Origin of the sequence: Peptacetobacter hiranonis (assembly GCF_008151785.1) — a bacterium.
In the GTDB taxonomy this organism is placed as follows: domain Bacteria; phylum Bacillota; class Clostridia; order Peptostreptococcales; family Peptostreptococcaceae; genus Peptacetobacter; species Peptacetobacter hiranonis.
The window spans coordinates 1,582,196-1,604,102 of record NZ_CP036523.1 but is presented as its reverse complement, the minus strand read 5'-3'; the positions used below and the strand labels follow the sequence as shown (position 1 = coordinate 1,604,102).

Sequence of the window (21,907 nt, the reverse complement as noted above, 5' to 3'; positions counted from 1 at the left end):
TTAACTAGTAAATAGAATTTTCTGAAAAATTTACTTGGATCGAGAAAAAAGAAAGCGATTGAAAAGGTATAAAATGTGACAAAAATATAAAAGAAATCGAGGTATATCTATATACAAATTTTTTTATGGTGCAAAATTAAATAATGATACTAATTTTGGAATTAAAAATATAATGAAATAAAATGTAAAAAACAAGTAATTTCAAGGTATCTAAAATATCATAGTTTATATAAATGAAATTATAGAAAAAATCAAAAGAAATAGTTTAGCAAATGAAATTATTTTTATAGATAAAAAATATACAAAAAAATTAGCTTAAAATTATTTGAAGAAATAAAAAATAAAAAATATTTTGATAAAATAGAAACGATATTTTTTAATTATTCAGAAGTGTATAAAAATTTAGAAAAAAGTTATTGACATCGAAAGAAATGAAATATAAAATTAAATTTGTAAAGGAAAACAAAAACATTGACCAAGGGAAAATGTTTTCAGGTTATCTTATTTAAGTCTATATTTTGGGGAGGAAAAACTTATGATTCAACAGAAAGGTAATTTCAAAGACGTTATAGTATTTGGATTCGCGTTATTCGCAATGTTCTTCGGAGCAGGTAACTTAATATTCCCACCTTACTTAGGAATAATAACTGGTCCAGAATGGTTAACAGCATTCGGCGGATTCACATTTGCAGATGCAGGTCTAGCACTTCTAGCAGTTATGGCAACAGCTAAATATGACGGTGACGTTATAGCATTATTTAGAAGAGCAGGTGGAAAACTTGCAATAGTTCTTGGATGTGCAGATATACTTTGTATAGGGCCATTCTTAGCAATACCAAGAACAGGTGCAACAACTTATGAAATGGGTATAATGCCATTATTAGGAGATGCTATTCCAATAGCAGTATTCGCAGCAATATTCTTTATACTTACTTATATATTAACAATAAAACCTTCAAAGGTTGTAGATATAGTAGGACGGGTTCTTACACCAGCATTATTAATAGCATTAGCAGTTATAATAGTTAAAGGTGTTATATCACCACTTGGACCAATAGTTGAAGAACCAATGATCCAGGGTGTTGTAGGTGAAGGTATAGCTCAGGGTTACCAGACAATGGATGCCTTTGCAGCAATAGCACTTGCATCAGTTCTTATAGTATCTCTTAATGAAAAAGGATACAATACAGTTAGCGACAAATTAAAAGCTATAATGAAATCTGGAGTTTTAGCTTGTGTAGGTCTAGCATTAGTATACGGTGGTCTTTGCTTCTTAGGAGCAACAGTTTCTACTATGTATGGTGTAGATGCTCAGCAGTCACAGGTAATAGTTAATATAACAGAAGGTCTTTTAGGACAGACTGGTAAAGTTATACTTGCAGTATGTGTTGCACTAGCTTGTTTAACAACTTCAATAGGTCTTACTTCTGCAACAGGTCAGTTCTTTGAAAAACTATCTGGTGGAAAATTAAAATATAAAACTGTAGTACTAGCTGTATGTATATTCTCAGCTTGTATGGCATCTATAGGTGTTGGTGGAATAATCAAAGTTGCATCACCAGTATTAAGCATAGTTTACCCACCTACAATAGTACTAGTAATACTTGCATTCTTCACTGAAAAAATACAGAATGACAACGTATACAAATTCGCAGTATATACTTCTTTAATAGTAAGTATATTAACAGTAATTCAGAGCTACGGTGTGGCAATGCCATTCCTTGACTACCTTCCATTAAAAGAATTTGGATTTAACTGGGTAGTACCTGTATTAATAGCAGGAGTAATAGGACACTTTGTTCCAGGTAAAAACTCTGAATTAGAAAATGCATAAACAAATAATATTGATCCATATTAAAAATAATAAAAAATAATCTACAAAACCGAGGAATTATTCAAAAATTTCTCGGTTTTTTTATATCTAAAAAGAGGTTTATTTTTTAACGTATAAAACTGTTGATATACAATAAAATATCTGTATACAAAATAACGGCGAAATAGCTAAATGGGCATACAATACAAAATATTCTGTAAAATGAAAAAATAATAAATTGACAAGAAGAAAAAAATTAATAAATTACTATGTGAAAATAAAGTAATTATTGAAAAATCAATATTATAGAGAAAAAAGAAAATAGAATGAATAATCTGATTATTGAACTTTAATATTCATAACAATTTAAATGTATCAAAAGTAGATTAGATTATAAAAATTAATCTAAATGTCACTTGAAATGGCTATATAGTAACATTTGTAGAAGATAAGTGATAAATATAAGACAAAAAAATGCATTTGAAAATTCTAAAAAATAAGACTATTTTTTATATTATTGACATATGTTTTCCTCAAATATATAATTAAAATCGTATTTTGAAAGTTTATTTTTTATAGATTGCAAACGTTAGCAATCATATTTATTTTTTTATTTAAAGGGAAAAAATTAAAAAATTTAAAAGAGTTATTTACTCAAGGGGGAAGTAGGAAAATGGAACACAAAAAGAGTAGTAAGGACATTATAGTCTTTGGGTTTGCATTATTTGCAATGTTCTTTGGAGCAGGGAACTTAATATTCCCACCATATTTAGGAATAATAACAGGACCTAAATGGTTAATATCATTTATAGGGTTCACATTTGCAGATGCAGGACTTGCATTATTAGCAGTTATGGCTGCAACAAAATTCGAGGGAGATCTTAATAAGATGTTCTCTAGAGCAGGAGAAAAACTAGGAATAGCGATAGGATGTGCAGATATACTTTGTATAGGACCACTTCTAGCTATACCAAGAACAGGAGCAACAACTTACGAAATGGGTATAATGCCAATATTTGGTGATAAAATACCAGTTGTTCTATTCTGTATAGTATTCTTCGTAATAACTTACATATTAACAATAAAACCATCAAAAGTTATAGATATAGTTGGACAGTTCTTAACACCAGCATTATTAATAGCTCTAGCAGTTATAATAGTTAAAGGTGTTATATCACCACTTGGACCAATCATAAAAGAACCTATGATAGAAGGTGTTGTAGCAGAAGGTATAGCACAGGGTTATCAGACAATGGATGCCTTTGCAGCAATAGCGCTTGCATCAGTTCTTATAGTATCTATGAATGAAAAAGGTTATACAGAAACTAGTGATAAATTAAAAGCTATAATAAAAGCTGGAGCATTAGCTTGTGTAGGTCTAGCATTAGTATACGGAGGACTTTGCTACTTAGGAGCAACAGTTTCTACATTCAACGATGTAAATGCTGTTCAGACTCAGGTTATAGTTAATATAACTCAGGGATTACTTGGAAATGTTGGTAAAACAGTTCTAGCAGTAGCAGTTGCACTAGCTTGTTTAACAACTTCAATAGGTCTTACATCAGCAACAGGACAGTACTTCGCTAACCTAACTAAAGGTAAGATCTCTTATGGAAAAATAGTATTAGCTGTATGTATATTCTCAGCTTGTATGGCATCTATAGGTGTTGGAGCAATAATCAAATTTGCATCACCAATACTAAGTATAGTATATCCTCCAACAATAGTACTTATAGTGCTTGCATTCTTCACTGAAAAAATAGAAAATGACAATGTATACAAATTTGCTACATATATGTCATTAATAATAAGTACATTAACAGTATTACAGAGCTATGGAGTAAATGTACCGTTTATAAACTCACTTCCATTTGCACCACTAGGATTTAACTGGGTAGTTCCAGTAATAATAGCTGGTATAATAGGAAACTTTGTAAAACCTAAAAAAGCTTGCTAATAATAGTAGGAAATTTTACAAAAATAGTAATGGTTAAGAATTAAACAAATTGATATATATAAATTTTGAATTATGAAAAAGATATATGTCGATAATTAATTTGTTTAAATTTTATAAAATAAAATAAATAAATTGTATGTATAGTATATAATTTTTTTACCAAATTAAAATAAAAATTAATAAAAAGTTTTAAAATGAAAAACGCTGTATTTTTAACTAGTACAGCGTTTTCTTTTATTTTATAAATTTTGTGAAAATTTTATAAATTAAAAAAATATATTGACACACGCATTATTTAAAATGTATAATAAAGCCAAGTTAAGTAATTATTGAAATTTTTGGAATAATAAAAAAATAATAACTAATTAATCTTAAGGAATTATAAGTCAAATACGGAGGTGCCAAAATGGGTAAACAGAAAATAGAAGTTAAGGATTTAATGGTAGTTGGATTCGCATTATTCGCAATGTTCTTCGGAGCTGGTAACTTAATTTTCCCACCTTATCTTGGAGTAGAATCAGGATCTAGTTGGTTTACAGGATTTGCAGGATTCTTATTTGCAGATGGTGGTTTAGCGTTATTAGCAGTAATCGCAGCTACAAGATTTAGAGGAGATACGTCAAAAATGTTTGACAGAGCTGGGCATAAGCTAAGCGTTTTATTAGGTTCAGCAATAGTAATATGTATAGGGCCACTTCTAGCAATACCTAGAACAGCTGCTACAACATATGAAATGGGTATATTACCAACAATAGGACCTGGATTCAATGCAATATTATTCTCAGTAATATTCTTCGCATTAACATTAGTATTAACAATAAAACCTTCAAAAGTTGTAGATATAGTAGGTCAGTTCTTAACACCAGCATTATTAATAGCTCTTGCTATATTAATAGTTAAAGGTGTAATAACTCCACTTGGAGAAATAAGACCAGATACATTAGTTCCATCAGTATTCGCAGAAGGTGTTAACCAGGGATATCAGACAATGGATACATTAGCTGCAACAGTATTCTCTACAATAGTTATAGTATCTATAATGGAAAAAGGATACGATGATGAAAAACTTATGGTAAAAGCTACTATAGGTGCAGGTGCAATAGCAGTTATAGGTATGGGTCTTGTATACGGTGGACTTTGCTACGTAGGAGCAACAGTTTCTACTCAGTACGGAATAGACGTAGAACAGACTGCATTAATAGTTGCAATAACTGAAGCATTATTAGGACAGACTGGTAAAATACTTCTAGCTATAATAGTTGCTCTAGCATGTTTAACAACTTCTATAGGATTAACTTCAGCAGCAGGAAGATACTTCTCAGGATTAACAAATGGAAAATTAAAATATGAACATATAGTAGTAGCTGTATGTGTATTCTCAGCAGTAATATCTAACTTCGGTGTTAGTACAATAATAAAATTCTCTGCTCCAATACTAAGCATAGTATATCCAGCTACAATAACATTAATCATATTATCATTATTCGGACACAAAATTAAAAATGACAATGTATTCAAATGTGCAACATACATGGCATTAGTAATAAGTGTACTTACAATAGCAGGTGTTGAATTTATAGTTACACTACCTGGTTATCAGTTTGGATTTAACTGGATACTACCAGTTGCAGCAGCAGCTATAATAGGTAACTTTATACCTTCAAAAAAAGCAGCATAATAATTGAAATTAAAAAATAATTATATTCCAATAAAATGGCCGTCGGTTTTACTGACGGTCTTTTATTTTGCTGAATAAAAGCTTCTTTTAATGTATAATTATATTTATAGACTAAAATCAAATTAATTAAAGAATAGGAGAATACTATGAGAGATAAGAGTGTAAAAGAGATAAAAGAAATAGCAGATAATCTAAGTGAAGATAAATATTTAGAGTTTATAGAAGAATTAAAAGGGGACGAAAGAAAATCTGTAAACAAAATAGCTATTAGTTTAGCTAAGAAATTAGACAAGATAAGACTAGAAGAAGAAAGACTAGAAAGAATAAATGCCTATGAAAATGAAGGATATGAAAAAGGATATACATATATAGCTGGAGTTGATGAAGCTGGAAGAGGACCACTTGCAGGACCTGTTGTAGCTGCAGTTGTGGTATTAAAACAGGGAACTAAAATTCCTGGAATAAACGATTCTAAAAAATTAAGTGAAGATAAAAGAAATGAGCTATTTGATATAATTAAAGAGGAGGCTCTTGACTATGGAATAGGAATAGTTGGAAATGAGGAAATAGACGAGTATAACATATTAAATGCTACTTATATGGCTATGAGAAAGGCCTTAAACTGTCTAAAAAAACAGCCAGATTACATATTAGCAGATGCTGTACATATTCCAGATGTAGATATAGAACAGAATTCTATAATAAAAGGGGATGCTAAGTCTATATCAATAGCTGCTGCAAGTATACTAGCAAAGGTAACTAGGGACTCTTTAATGTACCAGTATGATGAAATATACCCTGAGTACGGATTTGCTCACCATAAAGGGTATGGAACAGCAGAGCATTATAAAGCTATAGATGAAAATGGAATAACTCCAATACATAGAAAAAGCTTCTTAAAGAATGTTATATATTAATTAAATGAATAAAATAAGAAAATAACACAGTTATTGTGTTATAATGAAATAAGGCATAATAGTCTGAAAATTTTTTAAATCTGGGGGATAAAAAATGGATTACAATGAAATGCTAAAAAATGCTAGAGAAAAATTAAATGGAAGTTGTAAGGTATGTAAGGCTTGCAACGGTGTAGCTTGTGCAGGAGAAGTTCCTGGTATGGGTGGAAAAGGAAGTGGACAGGCTTTCATAGAAAACGTAAGAGCTCTTGAAAGAGTTAAATTAAATATGAGAGTTATCCATAATGCAGCTGATCCAGACACTTCTATAGAATTATTTGGTAAAAAAATGGATGCTCCTATATTTGCAGCTCCAATAACTGGAACAACTCTTAATATGGGTGGACAGTTAACAGAAAGAGAATACATAGAACCAGTTGTAGAAGGATGTGCTAATGCTGGAATATATGCTATGGTTGGAGATACTGCAGTTGACGCATTCCTTATAGAAAACTTAGATGTTTTAAAATGTCATGATGGAAATGGTATAGTATTTATAAAACCTTGGGACAATGAAAATATAATCAAAAAAATAAGATTAGCTGAAGAAGCGGGGGCTTTTGCTGTGGGTGTTGATATAGATGCTTGCGGATTAGTTACTCTATCTTTACATGGAAAACCAGTTGTTCCTAAGGATTTAGAACAGATAAAAGAATTAGTTAAATCAACTGAGCTACCATTTATACTAAAAGGTATAATGACTGTAGAAGACGCTTTAATGGCTGTAGAAGCCGGAGCAGATGCAATAGTAGTATCTAACCATGGTGGTAGAGTATTAGACTTTACACCAGGTTCTGCAGATGTTCTTCCTGAAATAGCTAAAGCTGTAAAAGGAAAGATAAAAATACTTGTAGATGGTGGAGTAAGAACAGGTGTTGATGTTGTTAAAATGATAGGACTTGGAGCAGATGCGGTATTAATAGGTAGACCATTTGTAACAGCTTCATTTGGAGGAGCTACAGATGGTGTTGAAACTTATGTTAATAAAATAAAATCTGAAATAAAAGGTGCTATGATACTAACAGGATGTTCAAACATATCTGAAATAGATGAAAAAGTAATATATAGATAAGATTTTATGAGGTTGTTGCAATTTTGTAACAGCCTCTTTTTATTCCTAAGGAAATTATAATAATTTAAAACTGTGGAAAACTTATGTACAATAGTAATATGAATGTATTGAAAAAACAAAAAGATGAAAAAATCATTAAGAAAATATTAAAAAATCACTTTGAAGAATTCAAACTAAAATATTGGAATAAAGTTAGAAGAGAAATGAGGGATCAGATAGAAAATACTGTAATAAAGGCTTTAAATTGTGGAAATATAGAAAAAGGATATATAAAACATAAATGTATAGACTGTGGAGAGGAGTATATTCAAGGGTTCACTTGTAAAAGTAAGTTTTGCACAAAGTGTGGAAGAAAATATTCTATGGAATGGGCAGAAAAACAGGTAGAAAATATTCTTGATGTTTCTCATAGACATGCAGTTTTCACAATTCCAGAGGAGTTAAGAGTCTATTTCTACAGAAAGCGAGAGCTTTTAAAAGATTTACAAGATGCTACATATAAGGTATTAGATAGTTTTCATAAAAAGAAAACAAATGGAGATTATGAATTAGGGGTAATTGCTGTAGTACACACTTTTGGTGGAGATTTAAAATGGAATCCTCACATACATGCCTTATACACCGAAGGTGGAATAGATAGAAATAATAAGTGGTTTAAAAAATTAGATTTCATACCGTATACATATATGAAAAAAGTATGGCGAAAGTTGGTACTAGATATAATAAAAAACAACTTTAGAGATAGAAAAACTAGAAATTTGATAAATAAGTTATATAAGAAAGAATTCTATGTAAATGCAGAAAGACGTTTAACTAATATAAAACAGGCAACTCAATATATAGGTAGATATTTGGCTAGACCAGCTATCGCTGAGTATAGAATAATTAATTACGATGGGAAAAATGTAACTTACTGGTATGAAAACAAAAAACCTAAGGGAAAAAGAGAAATAACTGTAAATGTATTAGAATTTATAGGTAAAATAACCCAACATATTCACCCGAAGGGTTTTAGAGTTGCAAGAAGATACGGTCTATATTCAAGAGTAAAAAATAAATTAAGCATAGAAATATTGAAATTATATAATTTTATGAGACACAGAAATATATCTAAGCTGATAAAAAAGAAGAATACAGTAAAGAAAAATTTTAAAGATAGATTGATAGAATCATTTGGAGTAAATCCTTATATTTGTAAAAAGTGTGGAAAAGACATGATTCTATGGGAAATATGGCATTATAAATATGGATTAATATATAATGTACTAGATAAATCAAATTATAAAAGAATAATCTACGAAGAAATTATAGAAAAAGAAATTTCTTTGAATACAACAACACAAATAGAATTATTTTAAAAGTCTATTAAATAGGCTAGCTTTGCTATACTCAAATATAAATAATAGTGTATAATTAGTGTAATTAAAATTATTAGGAGAAATAGTATGCTAAAAGAATTAGAAGAAATGAGTAAAGGACAAAAGTTATACAATTATGAATGTAAGTCTTGTGGATTTGAAAAAGGAGTACCAGAATTTATATTAGAAGAACTAAGACAAGATGCATTCTTTTCATTGGGAGCGATAGCTTCGCTAAATGAAAAAAATATGCCAGAATTAATTTGTCCTAATTGTGGAGCTAAATTTGAATACAAAAAAACTGACGACCGTTAGGTGTCAGTTAAAGGTACTGTCACAAGAACACCTTTTAAAGGTGTTCTGTGGCAGTATTTTTTATGCCTAAAAACAAAAGTTAGCGTATGAAGTTAACTTTTTAAGGCTTAGATTTATTAAAATTTAAAAAAGATAATAATAGTATAAAAATAATAAAATATTTTTTAGAAAAAGAAGGTAATAAAGGTTTTAATATAGAATTATAATATATACAAATAAATAAGGAGGGAAGTCAGATGACTGAAAGAAATTATGATACAGTACTAAAGGAAATTGAAAAATTTGTAAAAGAAAGAGAAGAGATCATAAAATCTGCTGGTGACTGGATAGACAGATATATTGCAGACAGAACCCTTCCTATGGAACTAAAAGACAAATGTGCTGACTGGCAGCAGGAATTAATAGACATGCTAGAAGCACAAATCTTAGAAGCTAAAGACTATTACATGTGTGTAAAAGAAAAAATAGAAGAAATGCAATAAACTTTAGCTTACAAAATACTTAAAAATTCTACTTAATATCAAAAATAGGTGCTATCATAAAAAATATTATGGTAGCACTTTTTATTTTATTTAAGAATAAATGCGAGATAAATAAATTTATTCATTTATATAGCATCCAACTATTTCACCGATATACATTGTGTGGAAGTCATCTTTGTCTGGGTAACATTCGTCAAATAATCCATCAACTAGGAACTGAGATTCCTTTAAATCATTCTTAAATAACTTCTTACAAACAAATACTAGCTTTGACTCTTCATAGCCAAAACCATTTTCTAATTCTACAAGATTTAACCCTTCTACATTCATCTTATCTATTTCCTTGCCAGATTTTGTACCAAGAAGAGATAATTTATCCTTGAATCCATCTTTTAAGAAAGTAAGTGTATAATAATCGCTATTATCCATAAATTCTTTAGTGTATCTACTCTGTCTAACATATACAGTAGTAACATTTTTTCTCCAAAGAACTCCTACACCACCCCAGCTGACAGTCATAGAATTGAAAGAATTTTTATCTCCTGCCATAAGAAGTGCCCAATCATTATCTAAAAGAGTGAATGGGTTTGCATTTAATTCCTTTGGATCTATTTTTTTTAACATAGAAAAGCCCCCTTTAAAACATAAAATATTAAAACTTCTATAAATATAATATCACAAATACAAAAGATAAAATCAAATAAAAATATTAAAATTCAAAAGAAAAGTATAAAAAATATGTTCTATGAAAATAATAAAAATAGGAGAGAGATTGGAGGTTTAAAACTAGATGAACAATGTAGAAAAAGGAAAAATTGGAGAAGATATAGCTTTAGAATTTTTAAAAAAGAAGGGAGCTACTATAAAAGAAAGAAATTTTAGAGGAAGATTTGGTGAAATCGATATAATAGCCTTTTTTAATACAACAGAAATAGTTTTTATAGAGGTTAAAAGCAGAAGTAGTTGTAGATATGGTTTTCCAGCAGAGGCTGTGGGTAAAAGCAAGCAAAATAAGATAAGGAAAACAGCAGAAGAATATATAATGAAGAATAATTTACATAGGGTTTCGATACGATTTGATGTTGTGGAGATATATATGAATGATAAAAAAATTAGACATATAGTCAATGCGTTTTGATGGAGGAAAGTTATGATAAGTTCTATAAATTCGAGAAATATAATAGGAATAGACAGCTGCGATATAAAAGTAGAGGTGGATATAGGAAAGGGAATGCCGACGTTTAATATAGTAGGTCTTGCTAGTACAGAGATTAAAGAAGCTAGAGAAAGAGTAAAGTCAGCTATAACAAACAGTGGGTACAGATTTCCAAATGCTAGAATAGTTGTAAATTTATCTCCTGCAGATATGAAAAAACAGGGCTCATTTTTAGATTTACCGATAAGTTTGGGGATATTAAGGGATAAAATTCGTGCAAAAGATAAAGAAATGACGAATTCAGTATTTGTTGGAGAATTATCGCTTGATGGAACGGTTAAGTCTATAAAAGGAATACTTCCTATTGTGATAGGAGCAAAAGAAAATGGATACGAAAAAATATTTATACCAAGAGATAATTTTAAAGAGTGTAGCTTCATAGATGATATAGAAATAGTACCTGTAAATAGTTTAAAAAACTGTATATCTATATTAAATGGTGGAATTACAAAGCTGGAAATAGAAGGTGTAAAGTCAGAGATATTAAAAGATGAAGAACAGAATCATACAGAAGATGAAAAAATAGACTTTAGCTATATAAAAGGTAATACTTACGTAAAAAGATGTGCCGAGATAGCTGTTGCAGGAGGGCATAATATGTTGATGATAGGTCCTCCAGGATCTGGAAAATCATTCTTAGCAAAGAGAATGACTACTATTTTGCCAGATATGACTAGGGATGAGATGCTTGAAGTTAGTAGAATATACAGTGTTTGCTCAAATTCAGTTGAGAGAAGTGGGCTTATAGAAAGAAGGCCTTTTAGAGCGCCACACCATACATCTACAGGAATATCATTAATCGGCGGTGGAACTGATGCAAAGGCTGGAGAGATAACATTGGCTCATAAAGGAATTTTGTTTTTAGATGAGGTTGCAGAATTTAATAGAAAAACTCTAGAATCTTTGAGACAACCAATAGAGGAAAAAAGTGTGAACATATCTAGATTAAAATATAGTGTAACATATCCAAGTGATTTTATTTTGGTTGCAGCTATGAACCCATGTCCATGTGGATATTATAGGTCTAATATTGAATGTAGATGTAGGAGATACAATATAGAAAGATATCTTGGAAAGTTATCGGGACCATTTTTGGACAGAATTGATATTTTCACTGAAGTGAAATCAGTTTCATTTGATGAGATTAATTCTAAAATGAAAAATGAATCATCAGAAGAAATTAAAAAAAGAGTTGAGAATGCGAGAAATATGCAGTACAAGAGGTTCAATGGAAATACAGGAAAACTTAATAGAGATATGAATAGTTCTGATATAGATGAGTACTGTAAGATAGATGAAAATAGCGAAAAAGTTTTGGAGATGATTTTTAATAAGTATAGATTGAGTAATAGAAGTTATATAAAACTTTTAAAAGTAGCGAGGACAATAGCAGATTTAGATCAGAGGGAAAATATTAAAGAAAGTGATATATTAGAGGCGTTTTCTATGAGAAGGACGTATTATACATATTTTTCTAGATTGAATGATTAGTATATATATTGCAATTAAAAAGTGATTATAATGAATGAAAGGGAATTTTAAAATGGATAAAAGAGATGCGTATTTATGGTTATATGGTGTTGTTGGTTGTAATAATTTGACTATAGACAAAATTGAAAGAGAAATGCCGGGGACAAAAGATATATTTGATTTTTCAGAGAAAACAATATATAATCTTGAAAGAGTAAATGATAAAGTTAAGAGTAGTATCATTAATTATAAAAATAATATGAACGTAGATGACTATAAAGAACTTCTTTATAAAAAGAATGTAAAATATTCGGTTATTGGAGATGATGATTACCCATATAAACTGGCTAATATATACGATGCTCCAAAAGTATTATTCTACAAAGGAAACTTGTCTGCACTAGGCAAACATTTTTCGATTGGAATAGTAGGTTCTAGAAAGCCTACTGTTTATGGAGCAGAGTGTACTAAAAAGCTTGCTAGAGAGCTTTCAGATTATGGAGCTGATATAATAAGTGGGCTTGCAATAGGAGTAGATGCCATAAGTCATGAAGCATCCCTTTTAGGTAAGGGAAAGACTTTTGGTGTTTTAGGATCTGGAATAGATAATCCTCTCCCAAAGACGAATATATGGCTGATGAATAAGATTGTTGATTCTGGTGGAGCTGTGATATCAGAGCATGGAATAAACAAAAAAGTTCATCCACATTATTTTGCAAATAGAAATAGAATAATAAGTGGTCTTAGTGATGGTGTTATTATAGTAGAAGCTGCTAAAAAAAGTGGTGCTTTAATAACAGCAGAATTTGCAGCAGAGCAAGGAAGGTCGGTATTTGCTGTACCTGGAAGTATATTCTCAGAAAACAGCAAAGGATGTCATAGGCTTATTAAAGAAGGTGCAAAATTAACTGAAAATATAGATGATGTTTTAGAGGAATTTGAAGTATTTAAGTTTAAAACACTTGAAAAAGAAATAAAATATGATACTATAGAAAAAGCCGATATAAATGCGGATTTAGAAGATGATGAGAATATTTTAGTTGATATTATCAGAAAAAATGGTAGTATAGATATGGATTCTCTATGTTTAAAAACTAAATTTGGCATTGAAAAAATAAATCCAATTGTAGAAAAATTAAAACTGTATGATCTTATTTTCGAAATTGAAAAGGGGGTCTACAGTATGAAAATATAAGAATAATTTAATGACGGAGGTGTGTTTTTTGGCAAAAATATTAGTTATAGTCGAGTCGCCAGCAAAGGCGAAAACAATCGAAAAATTCCTTGGTAAAAGCCATTACACAGTAAAAGCATCTGTTGGTCATGTTAGAGATCTTCCTAAGAGTAAATTAGGAATTGATATAGAAAATAACTTTGAACCAGGATATATAAATATAAGAGGTAAAGGGGATCTTATAAAAGATTTAAAGAAATCAGCTAAAAAAGCTAGCAAGGTTTATCTTGCAACCGACCCCGATAGAGAAGGAGAAGCAATTTCTTGGCATCTTGAACATATACTAGGCATAGAAAACGACGAGCCTTGTAGAATAGAATTTAACGAAATAACAAAAGATGCTATAAGAAAAGCTATAAAAAACCCTAGAAAAATTAACTTAGATTTAGTTGATGCTCAGCAGGCTAGAAGAGTTATAGATAGATTGTTAGGTTATCAGATAAGTCCAGTTCTTTGGCAGAAACTTAGAAAAGGACTTAGTGCTGGTAGAGTGCAGTCTGTTACAACAAAATTAATCTGTGATAGAGAAAAAGAAATAAATGCATTTGAACCAGTGGAATATTGGACAATAGATGCAAAATCTGAGTCTAAAACAGGTGAGGATATAGACTTCAAACTATCTGCTATAGACGGTAAAAAAGCCGAAATACACAATGAAGAAGAAGTAAATAAAATATTAGAAATAATAGAAAATAAAGACTTACATGTAGTAAAAATTGAGTCTAAAAAGAGAAAAAAATCTGCTCCAAAACCATTTACAACAAGTGTACTTCAGCAGGAAGGGGTTAATAGATTAGGATTCTCAACTAAGAAAACTATGATGATTGCCCAGGAATTATATGAAGGTATAGATGTAAAAGGTGAAGGAACTGTAGGGTTAATTTCTTACATAAGAACAGACTCTAATAGAATATCAGAAGAAGCAAAAGGTAAGGCAGAAGTATTTATAAAAGAAACTTTAGGAAATGAATACTATAAAGAAGAAAAGAAATCTTCAGAAAAGAAAAGTTCTAAAAAGGTTCAGGATGCACACGAGGCAATAAGACCTACATCTGTAGATAGAACTCCAGATAGTATAAAAGACTCTTTAAGTAAAGATCAGTACAAACTTTACAACCTAATATGGAGAAGATTTGTTGCTAGCCAGATGAGCGATTCTGAATTTGAACTTATGAATGTAGAGTGTCAGATAGAAAACTATACATTTAAGGCTACTGGCTCTAAAATGATATTTGATGGTTATACAAAAGTATATAACTTCTACGATAGAGAAGATAGAATGCTTCCTGAAATATCAGAAGGAGACGATTTAAAGGTCAATGGAATATTCCCAGAGCAGCACTTTACTCAGCCACCTGCTAGATATACAGAGGCTAGCTTAGTAAAAACACTTGAAGAGCTTGGAATAGGTAGACCTAGTACATATGCACCTACAATAGCTACTATATTAAATAGAGAATATGTAGAAAAGAGTGGATCAAGTCTTCAGCCAACAGAGCTAGGAATATTAGTAACTGAAATACTTGAAGCTAACTTTGCAAAACTTATGGATGTAGATTTCACAGCTAAACTTGAAAATGAGCTTGATACAATTGAAGAAGGTGAAGCTAATTGGAAAGAAGTTGTAAAAGAATCTTACGAGCCATTTGAAGAAGCTATAAAAGAAGCACTTGAAAATATAGAAAAAGTAAATATGGATGTAGAAACTGATGAAATTTGCGAGTTATGTGGATCAAATATGGTTATAAAATACGGTAGATTTGGTAAATTTATGGCTTGTAAAAACTATCCAGAATGCAAGAACACTAAACCTATAGTAAATAAAATAGGTGTAAAATGTCCTAAATGTGGAGAAGGCGAAATAATTGTAAGAAAAACTAAAAAAGGAAGAGCGTTCTATGGATGCAGTAAATACCCAGACTGTGACTTTATAGAATGGAACAAACCTGTGGAGGAAGTGTGTCCAGAATGTGGTTCTTACATGACAGAGAAAGTATCTAAAAAAGGAAAGAAACATATTTGCTCAAACAAAGAATGCGGATTCGAGAAAACTATAGAAGAATAAAAAGAAGAAAAAATTAATTAATTTAAGTGTAAAATGACTTTGAGTGGAAATCTTTTTGAATTGTCGCTCAAAATCGAACAATTCCGAAATAAATTAAAATTAAAAATAGTATATAAAATATTGAAAATTAAAAAAAGTAACAAAATTATATTGAAATCAAACTCAAGTTGTGATAATCTTTTTAGTAGTATAGAAAGAAAAATGAGATTTTGTGGAAAAATCAAAAAAATGGTAAAATTATTATAATTAATCAAACTACTTTATTTATTTTGTAGAACAGTTTGACAAGGAGATGAATTTCGATATGGTAAGTGAATTATTACAGAAAACAAGAAAAATAAACAAAACTTTACAGACTAGCGGTGGTAGTAATATATCTTTCAACCTACTTGCGGGAGTACTAGGTGATGTTTTAGAATCTAATACTTACATAATAAGCGCAAAAGGAAAGGTATTAGGACTTCATTTAACTGATGAAGCTGATAGTTCTGTTATAGAAGATGAAATAACAAAACAGAAATGGTTCCCAGAAGAATATACTAAAAATCTATTAAAAATAGAAGATACTAAGGAAAATATAACTGGCGAAGAAATGCTAAAAATATTCCCTTATGAACATGGTAGATTAAACAAAAAAACAATAGTAGTTCCAATTCACGGCAGTGGAGAAAGATTAGGAACATTAATAATAACTAGATATGAAAAAGACTTCAACGATGAAGATTTAGTTGTTGCTGAATATTCAGCTACAGTTGTTGGTCTTGAAATATTAAGAGCTATAAGTGAAGAAATGGAAGAAGAAATGAGAAAGAAAGCTGTTGTTCAGATGGCTATAGGAACTCTTTCATATTCAGAACTTGAAGCTGTTGAGCATATATTTGCTGAGCTTGACGGAAAAGAAGGTCTTTTAGTAGCTAGTAAAATAGCTGATAGAGTTGGTATAACTAGATCAGTTATAGTTAATGCCCTTAGAAAATTCGAAAGTGCTGGTGTTATAGAGTCTAGATCTCTTGGAATGAAGGGAACACATATAAGAATATTAAATGACAAGTTATTAGAAGAACTTGCTAAAACAAAAGAAAACAGATAATTTATTTCTGTTAAAAAATATGAATTAAAAAGTAAGAGGGATATCAGAATTGGTATCCCTTTTTTAATACAATGCAATTTAAAGAGGGTGAGATTATGCAGCCATTTGCTGATAGATTTAGACCGAGTAAAATTGAGGATATGGTAGGTCAAAGTCATATAATCGGTGAAAATAAGGTTATGAATAGAATAATACAGAGTGGAAATATTCCAAATATGATATTTTATGGACCACCTGGAACTGGAAAAACTACATTGGCAAATATTATAGCCAACGCAACAGGAAAAAAATATGTAAAACTAAATGCAGTAAACTGTGGTGTTAAGGAGATAAAAGAGGTCATAGAATCTTCTAAGAGAGAAAATTTATTTTCATTTAATGGAATAATTCTGATGCTAGACGAAATCCAGGCATTAAATAGGAAGCAACAACAGTCGCTTCTTGAAGTTATAGAAGAGGGTTCAGTTACATTGATAGCTAGTACGGCGGATAATCCGTATTTTGTAATATACAAGGCGATACTTAGCAGAAGTGTTGTATTTGAATTTAAGCCTATTGAAAAAGAAGATGTTGTAGAAGGATTAAAAAATTGTGTAGAAAAATTAAAAGACAATAAAACTTATACAATTGGAAATGTTGAAGATGAAGCTTTAGAACATATAGCTCGGATAAGTAACGGCGATATGAGAACAGCTATAAATAGATTAGAACTTGCATTTAATTTAGGTATAAATATAGCTACTGGAGTGGTAGATATAACATTACAAAATGTTTTAGATAGCTCTACAGCAAAATCTTTGAGTTACGACAGAAAAGGCGATGATGGATATTCTATTCTATCCGCATTTCATAAATCTCTAAGGGGATCTGATGTAGATGCAGCCCTTCACTATTTAGCAAGACTTATAAAAGCAGAGGATATGCAGAATATAACTAGAAGGTTGCTTTGTGTGGCGTCAGAGGACGTAGGATTAGCTGTGCCCAATGCAGTGTCTATAACATATGCATGTGTATCGTCGGCGCTTCAACTAGGTTTTCCTGAGGCGAGATTGCCACTTGCACAGGCTACTATATATTTAGCTCAATGTCCAAAATCAAACTCTGTAATAGATGCGATAGAGAAAGCTATGTACGATGTAGAAAATTCTGATATAGGTGATATACCAGATCATTTAAAAGATGCACATTATGCAGGAGCAGAAAAATTGGGAAGAGGAGTAGAGTATAAATATCCTCACAATTATCCTAATCATTGGATAGAGCAACAGTATCTTCCTGGTGAATTAAATGGAAAAACTTACTATACTCCAGGAGAAAATAAAAACGAAAAAGCTTATGATTCTTATTGGAAACAGGTAAAAGAAAATAGAAAAAACAAATCATACTAAAATAGTAGGAAATAATACTTGACAAAAATAGTCGGATATAATATCATTAAACCATAGTAAAACAGTAGGAATTAAAAGAAGGTGATAAAGTGAAGCTTTCAACAAAGGGTAGATATGGATTAAAGGCAATGTTTGAACTAGCGTTAAACTATGGCGAAGAACCTATATCTATAAAATATATATCTGAAAAGCAGAATGTTTCAGAGCGGTATTTGGAGCAGATATTCTCAAAATTAAAAAAAGCAGGCCTTGTAAAAAGTATAAGAGGCTCTCAAGGAGGATATTTCTTAGCTAGAAAGCCAGATGAGATTTCTGTTGGAGATATATTAACTGTACTAGAAGGTCCTATAACTATATCAGATTGTCTAAAAGAAGAAGGTGTCTGTAGCAACTCAGATAAATGTGCTACTAGACTAGTATGGAAAAAGATGAAGAATGCAATAGACGATGTTGTAAACACTACTTTTTTACAAGATATGGTAGACGATCGGATAGGTGACAATGGATTGTCTAGTAATGAAAAAGATATTTATAAAATAGATTTAAACAAACAATAAAAAAATGGTTGAAATGTTAAATTTAGGATATAAATAATAATATGAATCAAATGGAATTAAGTTTTAGTTTAAAATATATTTGAAATTTGCAAAATGGCAAATGGAAGGGGAAAAACTATGGAAAACAAAAGAATTTATATGGACTATTCTGCAACAACACCTGTTAAAAAAGAAGTGTTAGATGAAATGCTTCCATATTTTAACGAAGGATTTGGAAATGCATCTAGTTTTTATAGCTATGGTCATGAAGCTAAAGAAGCTTTAGAACTAGCTAGAACTAGAGTTGCAGCTCTTATAAATGCAGAGCCAAATGAAATATACTTCACTGCTGGTGGATCAGAAAGTGATAACTGGGCGATAAAAGGAGTTGCCTTTGACCTTCAGAGAAAAGGTAAAGGAAACCACATAATAACTTCAAAAATAGAACATCACGCGATACTACATACTTGCGAATACTTAGAAAAGAACTTCGGATTTGAAGTTACTTATCTTGATGTAGATGAAGAAGGTAAAGTTAGCCCAGAAGCTTTAGAAAATGCAATAAAAGACAACACAATACTAATAAGTATAATGTTTGCAAATAACGAAATAGGTACAGTAGAACCTATAAAAGAATTAGTAGAAGTTGCTAAAAAACACAAAATACTATTCCACACAGATGCTGTTCAGGCAGCAGGAAATATACCAGTAGATGTTAAAGAACTTGGTGTAGATATGGTAAGTATGTCATCTCATAAGATATACGGACCTAAAGGAGTAGGGGCTTTATTCATAAGAAGAGGACTTAGATTTGACAATCTTGTTCACGGTGGAGCTCAGGAAAAAAGAAGAAGAGCTGGTACAGAAAACATACCTGCAATAGTAGGATATGGTAAAGCAGCAGAACTTGCTAAAGCTAATATGGACAACCATATAAAAGAGCTTACAAGACTTAGAAATAAACTTATAGAAGGTGTTAAAGAAAGAATACCTTATACTAGAATAAACGGAAGCTTAGAAGATAGACTTCCAGGAAATGCAAACTTTGCATTTAAGTTTATAGAAGGTGAAGGAATATTATTACTTCTTAACCACGCTGGAATATCTGGATCAAGTGGTTCAGCTTGTACATCAGGATCATTAGATCCATCACATGTACTTTTAGCAATAGGATTACCACACGAAATAGCTCATGGATCATTAAGATTAACAGTTGGAGATTTTACAACTGACGAAGATATAGACTACATATTAGAAGTATTACCTAAGGTAATAGAAAGATTAAGAAGTATGTCTCCTTTATATGAAGAAGCTTTACAGGCTGAAGGAAAATAAGAAATATTTATAAACAAAAGTAAAAAGAAAAAAAGTAAATCAAAATAAACAAATTAAAGAATCGGAAAAAATATAATCGAAATTATGGAGGAAATTATTATGCAGTATAGTGATAAAGTTATGGATCATTTCATGAACCCAAGAAACATGGGATCAATAGAGGACGCAAGTGGAGTTGGAGAAGTTGGTAACCCAACTTGTGGAGATATAATGAAAATATATCTTGATATAGAAGATGATATAATAAAAGACGTTAAATTCAAGACTTTCGGATGTGGAAGTGCTATAGCAAGTTCATCAATGGCAACAGAAATGATAAAAGGAAAGAGCATACACGAAGCTCTTCAGTTAACAAATAAAGCAGTTGCTGAAGCATTAGATGGACTACCACCAGTAAAAATGCACTGTTCAGTACTTGCAGAACAGGCAGTAAAAGCAGCTCTTATAGATTATGCTCAGAAACATAACATAGTTATACCAGAGCTTGAAGGATACGAAATAACTGATGCGCATGAACATGAAGAAATAGAAGAAGACTAGCAATTAATTCGGAAAACATTAGAGGTGTTAAATAGATGAAGAAGAAAGTTATGCTAGGTATGAGCGGCGGAGTTGATAGCTCCGTCGCTGCATATCTTTTAAAGGAACAGGGTTATGATGTGATTGGTGTCAATATGATGCTTTCCAATGATAATACTGAAGAAGAAAAAAGAATGACAGAAGATAGTATAAGAGATGCGAGAAGAGTAGCTGAAAAGCTAGATATTCCACTACATGTACTAGATTTTAGAAGAGAATTTAAAGAAAAGGTAATAGACGATTTTATAAAAGAGTATGCAGAAGGTAGAACTCCTAATCCTTGTATAGTATGTAATAAGTTTATAAAGTTCGGTCTATTTTTTGACGTTGCAGAAAAATTTGGCTGCGACTATGTAGCTACTGGACATTATGCTAGAGTTGAAAGAGATGAAAAAACTGGCAGACTAGTTCTTAAAAAAGGGGAATCTGCTAAAAAAGACCAGACATACAATCTTTACAATATAAAACAGGAACAGCTAGAAAGAATACTACTTCCTATAGGAAACTATGAAAAGGATACAGTAAGAGAAATAGCTAAGAAAATAGGTCTTGATGTCCACAACAAGAAGGATAGTCAGGAAATATGCTTTATAAAAGACAACGACTATGTAAGATATTTAAAAGAAAACTCAGATATAAAAATCAAAACGGGGGAATTTGTAGAAGCTGATGGAACAGTACTAGGAAAACACAATGGAATTATAAATTACACAATAGGACAGAGAAAAGGGCTTGGAATAGCTTTTGGTAAGCCTATGTTTGTAGTTGATATAAATGCAAAGAAAAATAGAGTAGTACTTGGAAGCAATGACGATCTATTCAAAAAAGAACTCGTTATAAAAGACGTAAATACAATTCCGTTTGATTTTGCAGATGTAGATGAGTTTAAAGTATATGCAAAAGTTAGATACGCAGCAAAACCATCTCTAGCTACTGTAACTAAACTATCTGACAATACAGCTAAGGTTGTATTTGAAGAAGCACAGAGAGCGATAACTAAAGGACAGTCTTTAGTTATGTACGATGGAGATATATTAGTCGGTGGAGGAATTATCGACGATATACTATAAAAAAAATTTTTGCATATTTAAAAAAAACTTGAAAATGTCAAAATAATCGAGTATCATATTAAATATATGAATAAATAAAAATATTTATCAAATGCAAAGAAAAGAAGGAGTAAATCTACTGATTTTGCACAGAGAGAGGGAATAGCTGAGACCCCTTGGAATAGGCAGATTGAAGCAGTCTTGGAGCATAAATCTTGAACGTATTTTACTATTAGAGATTTACGGTAGCGACGTTATAGCTAAGGATTACCGGAGAAGCAGATTTTATCTGTAAATTAGGGTGGTACCGCGAA

Annotated in this window: 19 protein-coding genes and 1 other annotated feature (1 of these 20 only partly in view); of the genes, 18 read left to right on the top strand and 1 reads right to left on the bottom strand. The window is 30.8% G+C overall.

Annotated elements, in window-relative coordinates; translation table 11 throughout:
- Window positions 1-535 precede the first annotated feature (535 nt).
- From brnQ (KGNDJEFE_RS07540) to KGNDJEFE_RS07505, 8 genes are all read left to right on the top strand, one after another.
- Window positions 536-1,834 (top strand): branched-chain amino acid transport system II carrier protein, encoded by a 1,299-nt coding sequence (brnQ, locus tag KGNDJEFE_RS07540; protein ID WP_006440099.1) that lies wholly within the window; start codon window positions 536-538, stop codon window positions 1,832-1,834.
- A 652-nt stretch (window positions 1,835-2,486) separates the two neighbouring features.
- Window positions 2,487-3,770 carry a branched-chain amino acid transport system II carrier protein gene (gene brnQ, locus KGNDJEFE_RS07535; protein WP_040410423.1) on the top strand — a complete coding sequence of 428 codons (1,284 nt, stop codon included), beginning with the start codon at window positions 2,487-2,489 and terminating at the stop codon, window positions 3,768-3,770.
- Between the two features lie 406 nt (window positions 3,771-4,176).
- Window positions 4,177-5,448 carry a branched-chain amino acid transport system II carrier protein gene (brnQ, locus tag KGNDJEFE_RS07530; RefSeq protein ID WP_006440101.1) on the top strand — a complete coding sequence of 424 codons (1,272 nt, stop codon included), beginning with the start codon at window positions 4,177-4,179 and terminating at the stop codon, window positions 5,446-5,448.
- Between the two features lie 146 nt (window positions 5,449-5,594).
- Window positions 5,595-6,365, top strand: coding sequence for a ribonuclease HII (locus KGNDJEFE_RS07525; RefSeq protein WP_006440102.1), 771 nt, complete (start codon window positions 5,595-5,597; stop codon window positions 6,363-6,365).
- A 94-nt stretch (window positions 6,366-6,459) separates the two neighbouring features.
- Complete coding sequence (locus KGNDJEFE_RS07520; protein ID WP_006440103.1) at window positions 6,460-7,476, top strand: alpha-hydroxy-acid oxidizing protein; 1,017 nt, start codon at window positions 6,460-6,462, stop codon at window positions 7,474-7,476.
- Between the two features lie 98 nt (window positions 7,477-7,574).
- Entirely contained in the window at window positions 7,575-8,834 is a 1,260-nt protein-coding gene (locus KGNDJEFE_RS07515; protein ID WP_170239654.1) for an IS91 family transposase, read from the top strand.
- Between the two features lie 87 nt (window positions 8,835-8,921).
- Window positions 8,922-9,149 (top strand): hypothetical protein, encoded by a 228-nt coding sequence (locus KGNDJEFE_RS07510; protein ID WP_118549764.1) that lies wholly within the window; start codon window positions 8,922-8,924, stop codon window positions 9,147-9,149.
- A gap of 236 nt (window positions 9,150-9,385) precedes the next feature.
- On the top strand, window positions 9,386-9,631 hold the full coding sequence (locus KGNDJEFE_RS07505) for a hypothetical protein (protein WP_006440104.1): 246 nt from the start codon (window positions 9,386-9,388) through the stop codon (window positions 9,629-9,631).
- A gap of 117 nt (window positions 9,632-9,748) precedes the next feature.
- Here KGNDJEFE_RS07505 and KGNDJEFE_RS07500 read toward each other — a convergent pair whose 3' ends face one another.
- Entirely contained in the window at window positions 9,749-10,255 is a 507-nt protein-coding gene (locus KGNDJEFE_RS07500) for a hypothetical protein (RefSeq protein WP_006440105.1), read from the bottom strand.
- Window positions 10,256-10,421: 166 nt separating this feature from the next.
- On the opposite strand from KGNDJEFE_RS07500, the gene KGNDJEFE_RS07495 reads away from it, so the two are divergent.
- From KGNDJEFE_RS07495 to mnmA, 10 genes are all read left to right on the top strand, one after another.
- Complete coding sequence (locus KGNDJEFE_RS07495) at window positions 10,422-10,769, top strand: YraN family protein (RefSeq protein ID WP_006440106.1); 348 nt, start codon at window positions 10,422-10,424, stop codon at window positions 10,767-10,769.
- Window positions 10,770-10,781: 12 nt separating this feature from the next.
- Window positions 10,782-12,338: a YifB family Mg chelatase-like AAA ATPase gene (locus KGNDJEFE_RS07490; protein WP_006440107.1), complete on the top strand. Its 1,557-nt coding sequence runs from the start codon at window positions 10,782-10,784 to the stop codon at window positions 12,336-12,338.
- Window positions 12,339-12,390: 52 nt separating this feature from the next.
- Entirely contained in the window at window positions 12,391-13,512 is a 1,122-nt protein-coding gene (gene dprA, locus KGNDJEFE_RS07485; RefSeq protein ID WP_040410424.1) for a DNA-processing protein DprA, read from the top strand.
- A 28-nt stretch (window positions 13,513-13,540) separates the two neighbouring features.
- Window positions 13,541-15,616, top strand: a complete 2,076-nt coding sequence (gene topA / locus KGNDJEFE_RS07480) for a type I DNA topoisomerase (RefSeq protein WP_040410425.1) — start codon at window positions 13,541-13,543, stop codon at window positions 15,614-15,616.
- Window positions 15,617-15,920: 304 nt separating this feature from the next.
- Window positions 15,921-16,706 carry a GTP-sensing pleiotropic transcriptional regulator CodY gene (gene codY / locus KGNDJEFE_RS07475; protein ID WP_040410426.1) on the top strand — a complete coding sequence of 262 codons (786 nt, stop codon included), beginning with the start codon at window positions 15,921-15,923 and terminating at the stop codon, window positions 16,704-16,706.
- 71 nt (window positions 16,707-16,777) lie between these two features.
- The gene (locus tag KGNDJEFE_RS07470) at window positions 16,778-18,094 is read left to right on the top strand and encodes a replication-associated recombination protein A (protein WP_006440114.1); all 1,317 of its coding nucleotides are present in this window, start codon (window positions 16,778-16,780) and stop codon (window positions 18,092-18,094) included.
- Between the two features lie 89 nt (window positions 18,095-18,183).
- Window positions 18,184-18,651, top strand: a complete 468-nt coding sequence (locus KGNDJEFE_RS07465; protein WP_006440116.1) for an RrF2 family transcriptional regulator — start codon at window positions 18,184-18,186, stop codon at window positions 18,649-18,651.
- A 117-nt stretch (window positions 18,652-18,768) separates the two neighbouring features.
- Window positions 18,769-19,965 carry a cysteine desulfurase NifS gene (gene nifS, locus KGNDJEFE_RS07460; protein WP_040410428.1) on the top strand — a complete coding sequence of 399 codons (1,197 nt, stop codon included), beginning with the start codon at window positions 18,769-18,771 and terminating at the stop codon, window positions 19,963-19,965.
- Between the two features lie 99 nt (window positions 19,966-20,064).
- Window positions 20,065-20,505, top strand: a complete 441-nt coding sequence (gene nifU / locus KGNDJEFE_RS07455; RefSeq protein ID WP_040410429.1) for a Fe-S cluster assembly scaffold protein NifU — start codon at window positions 20,065-20,067, stop codon at window positions 20,503-20,505.
- Window positions 20,506-20,540: 35 nt separating this feature from the next.
- Complete coding sequence (gene mnmA / locus KGNDJEFE_RS07450; protein WP_006440119.1) at window positions 20,541-21,614, top strand: tRNA 2-thiouridine(34) synthase MnmA; 1,074 nt, start codon at window positions 20,541-20,543, stop codon at window positions 21,612-21,614.
- Window positions 21,615-21,701: 87 nt separating this feature from the next.
- Window positions 21,702-21,907, top strand: a binding site (T-box leader); it runs 17 nt beyond the window's last position.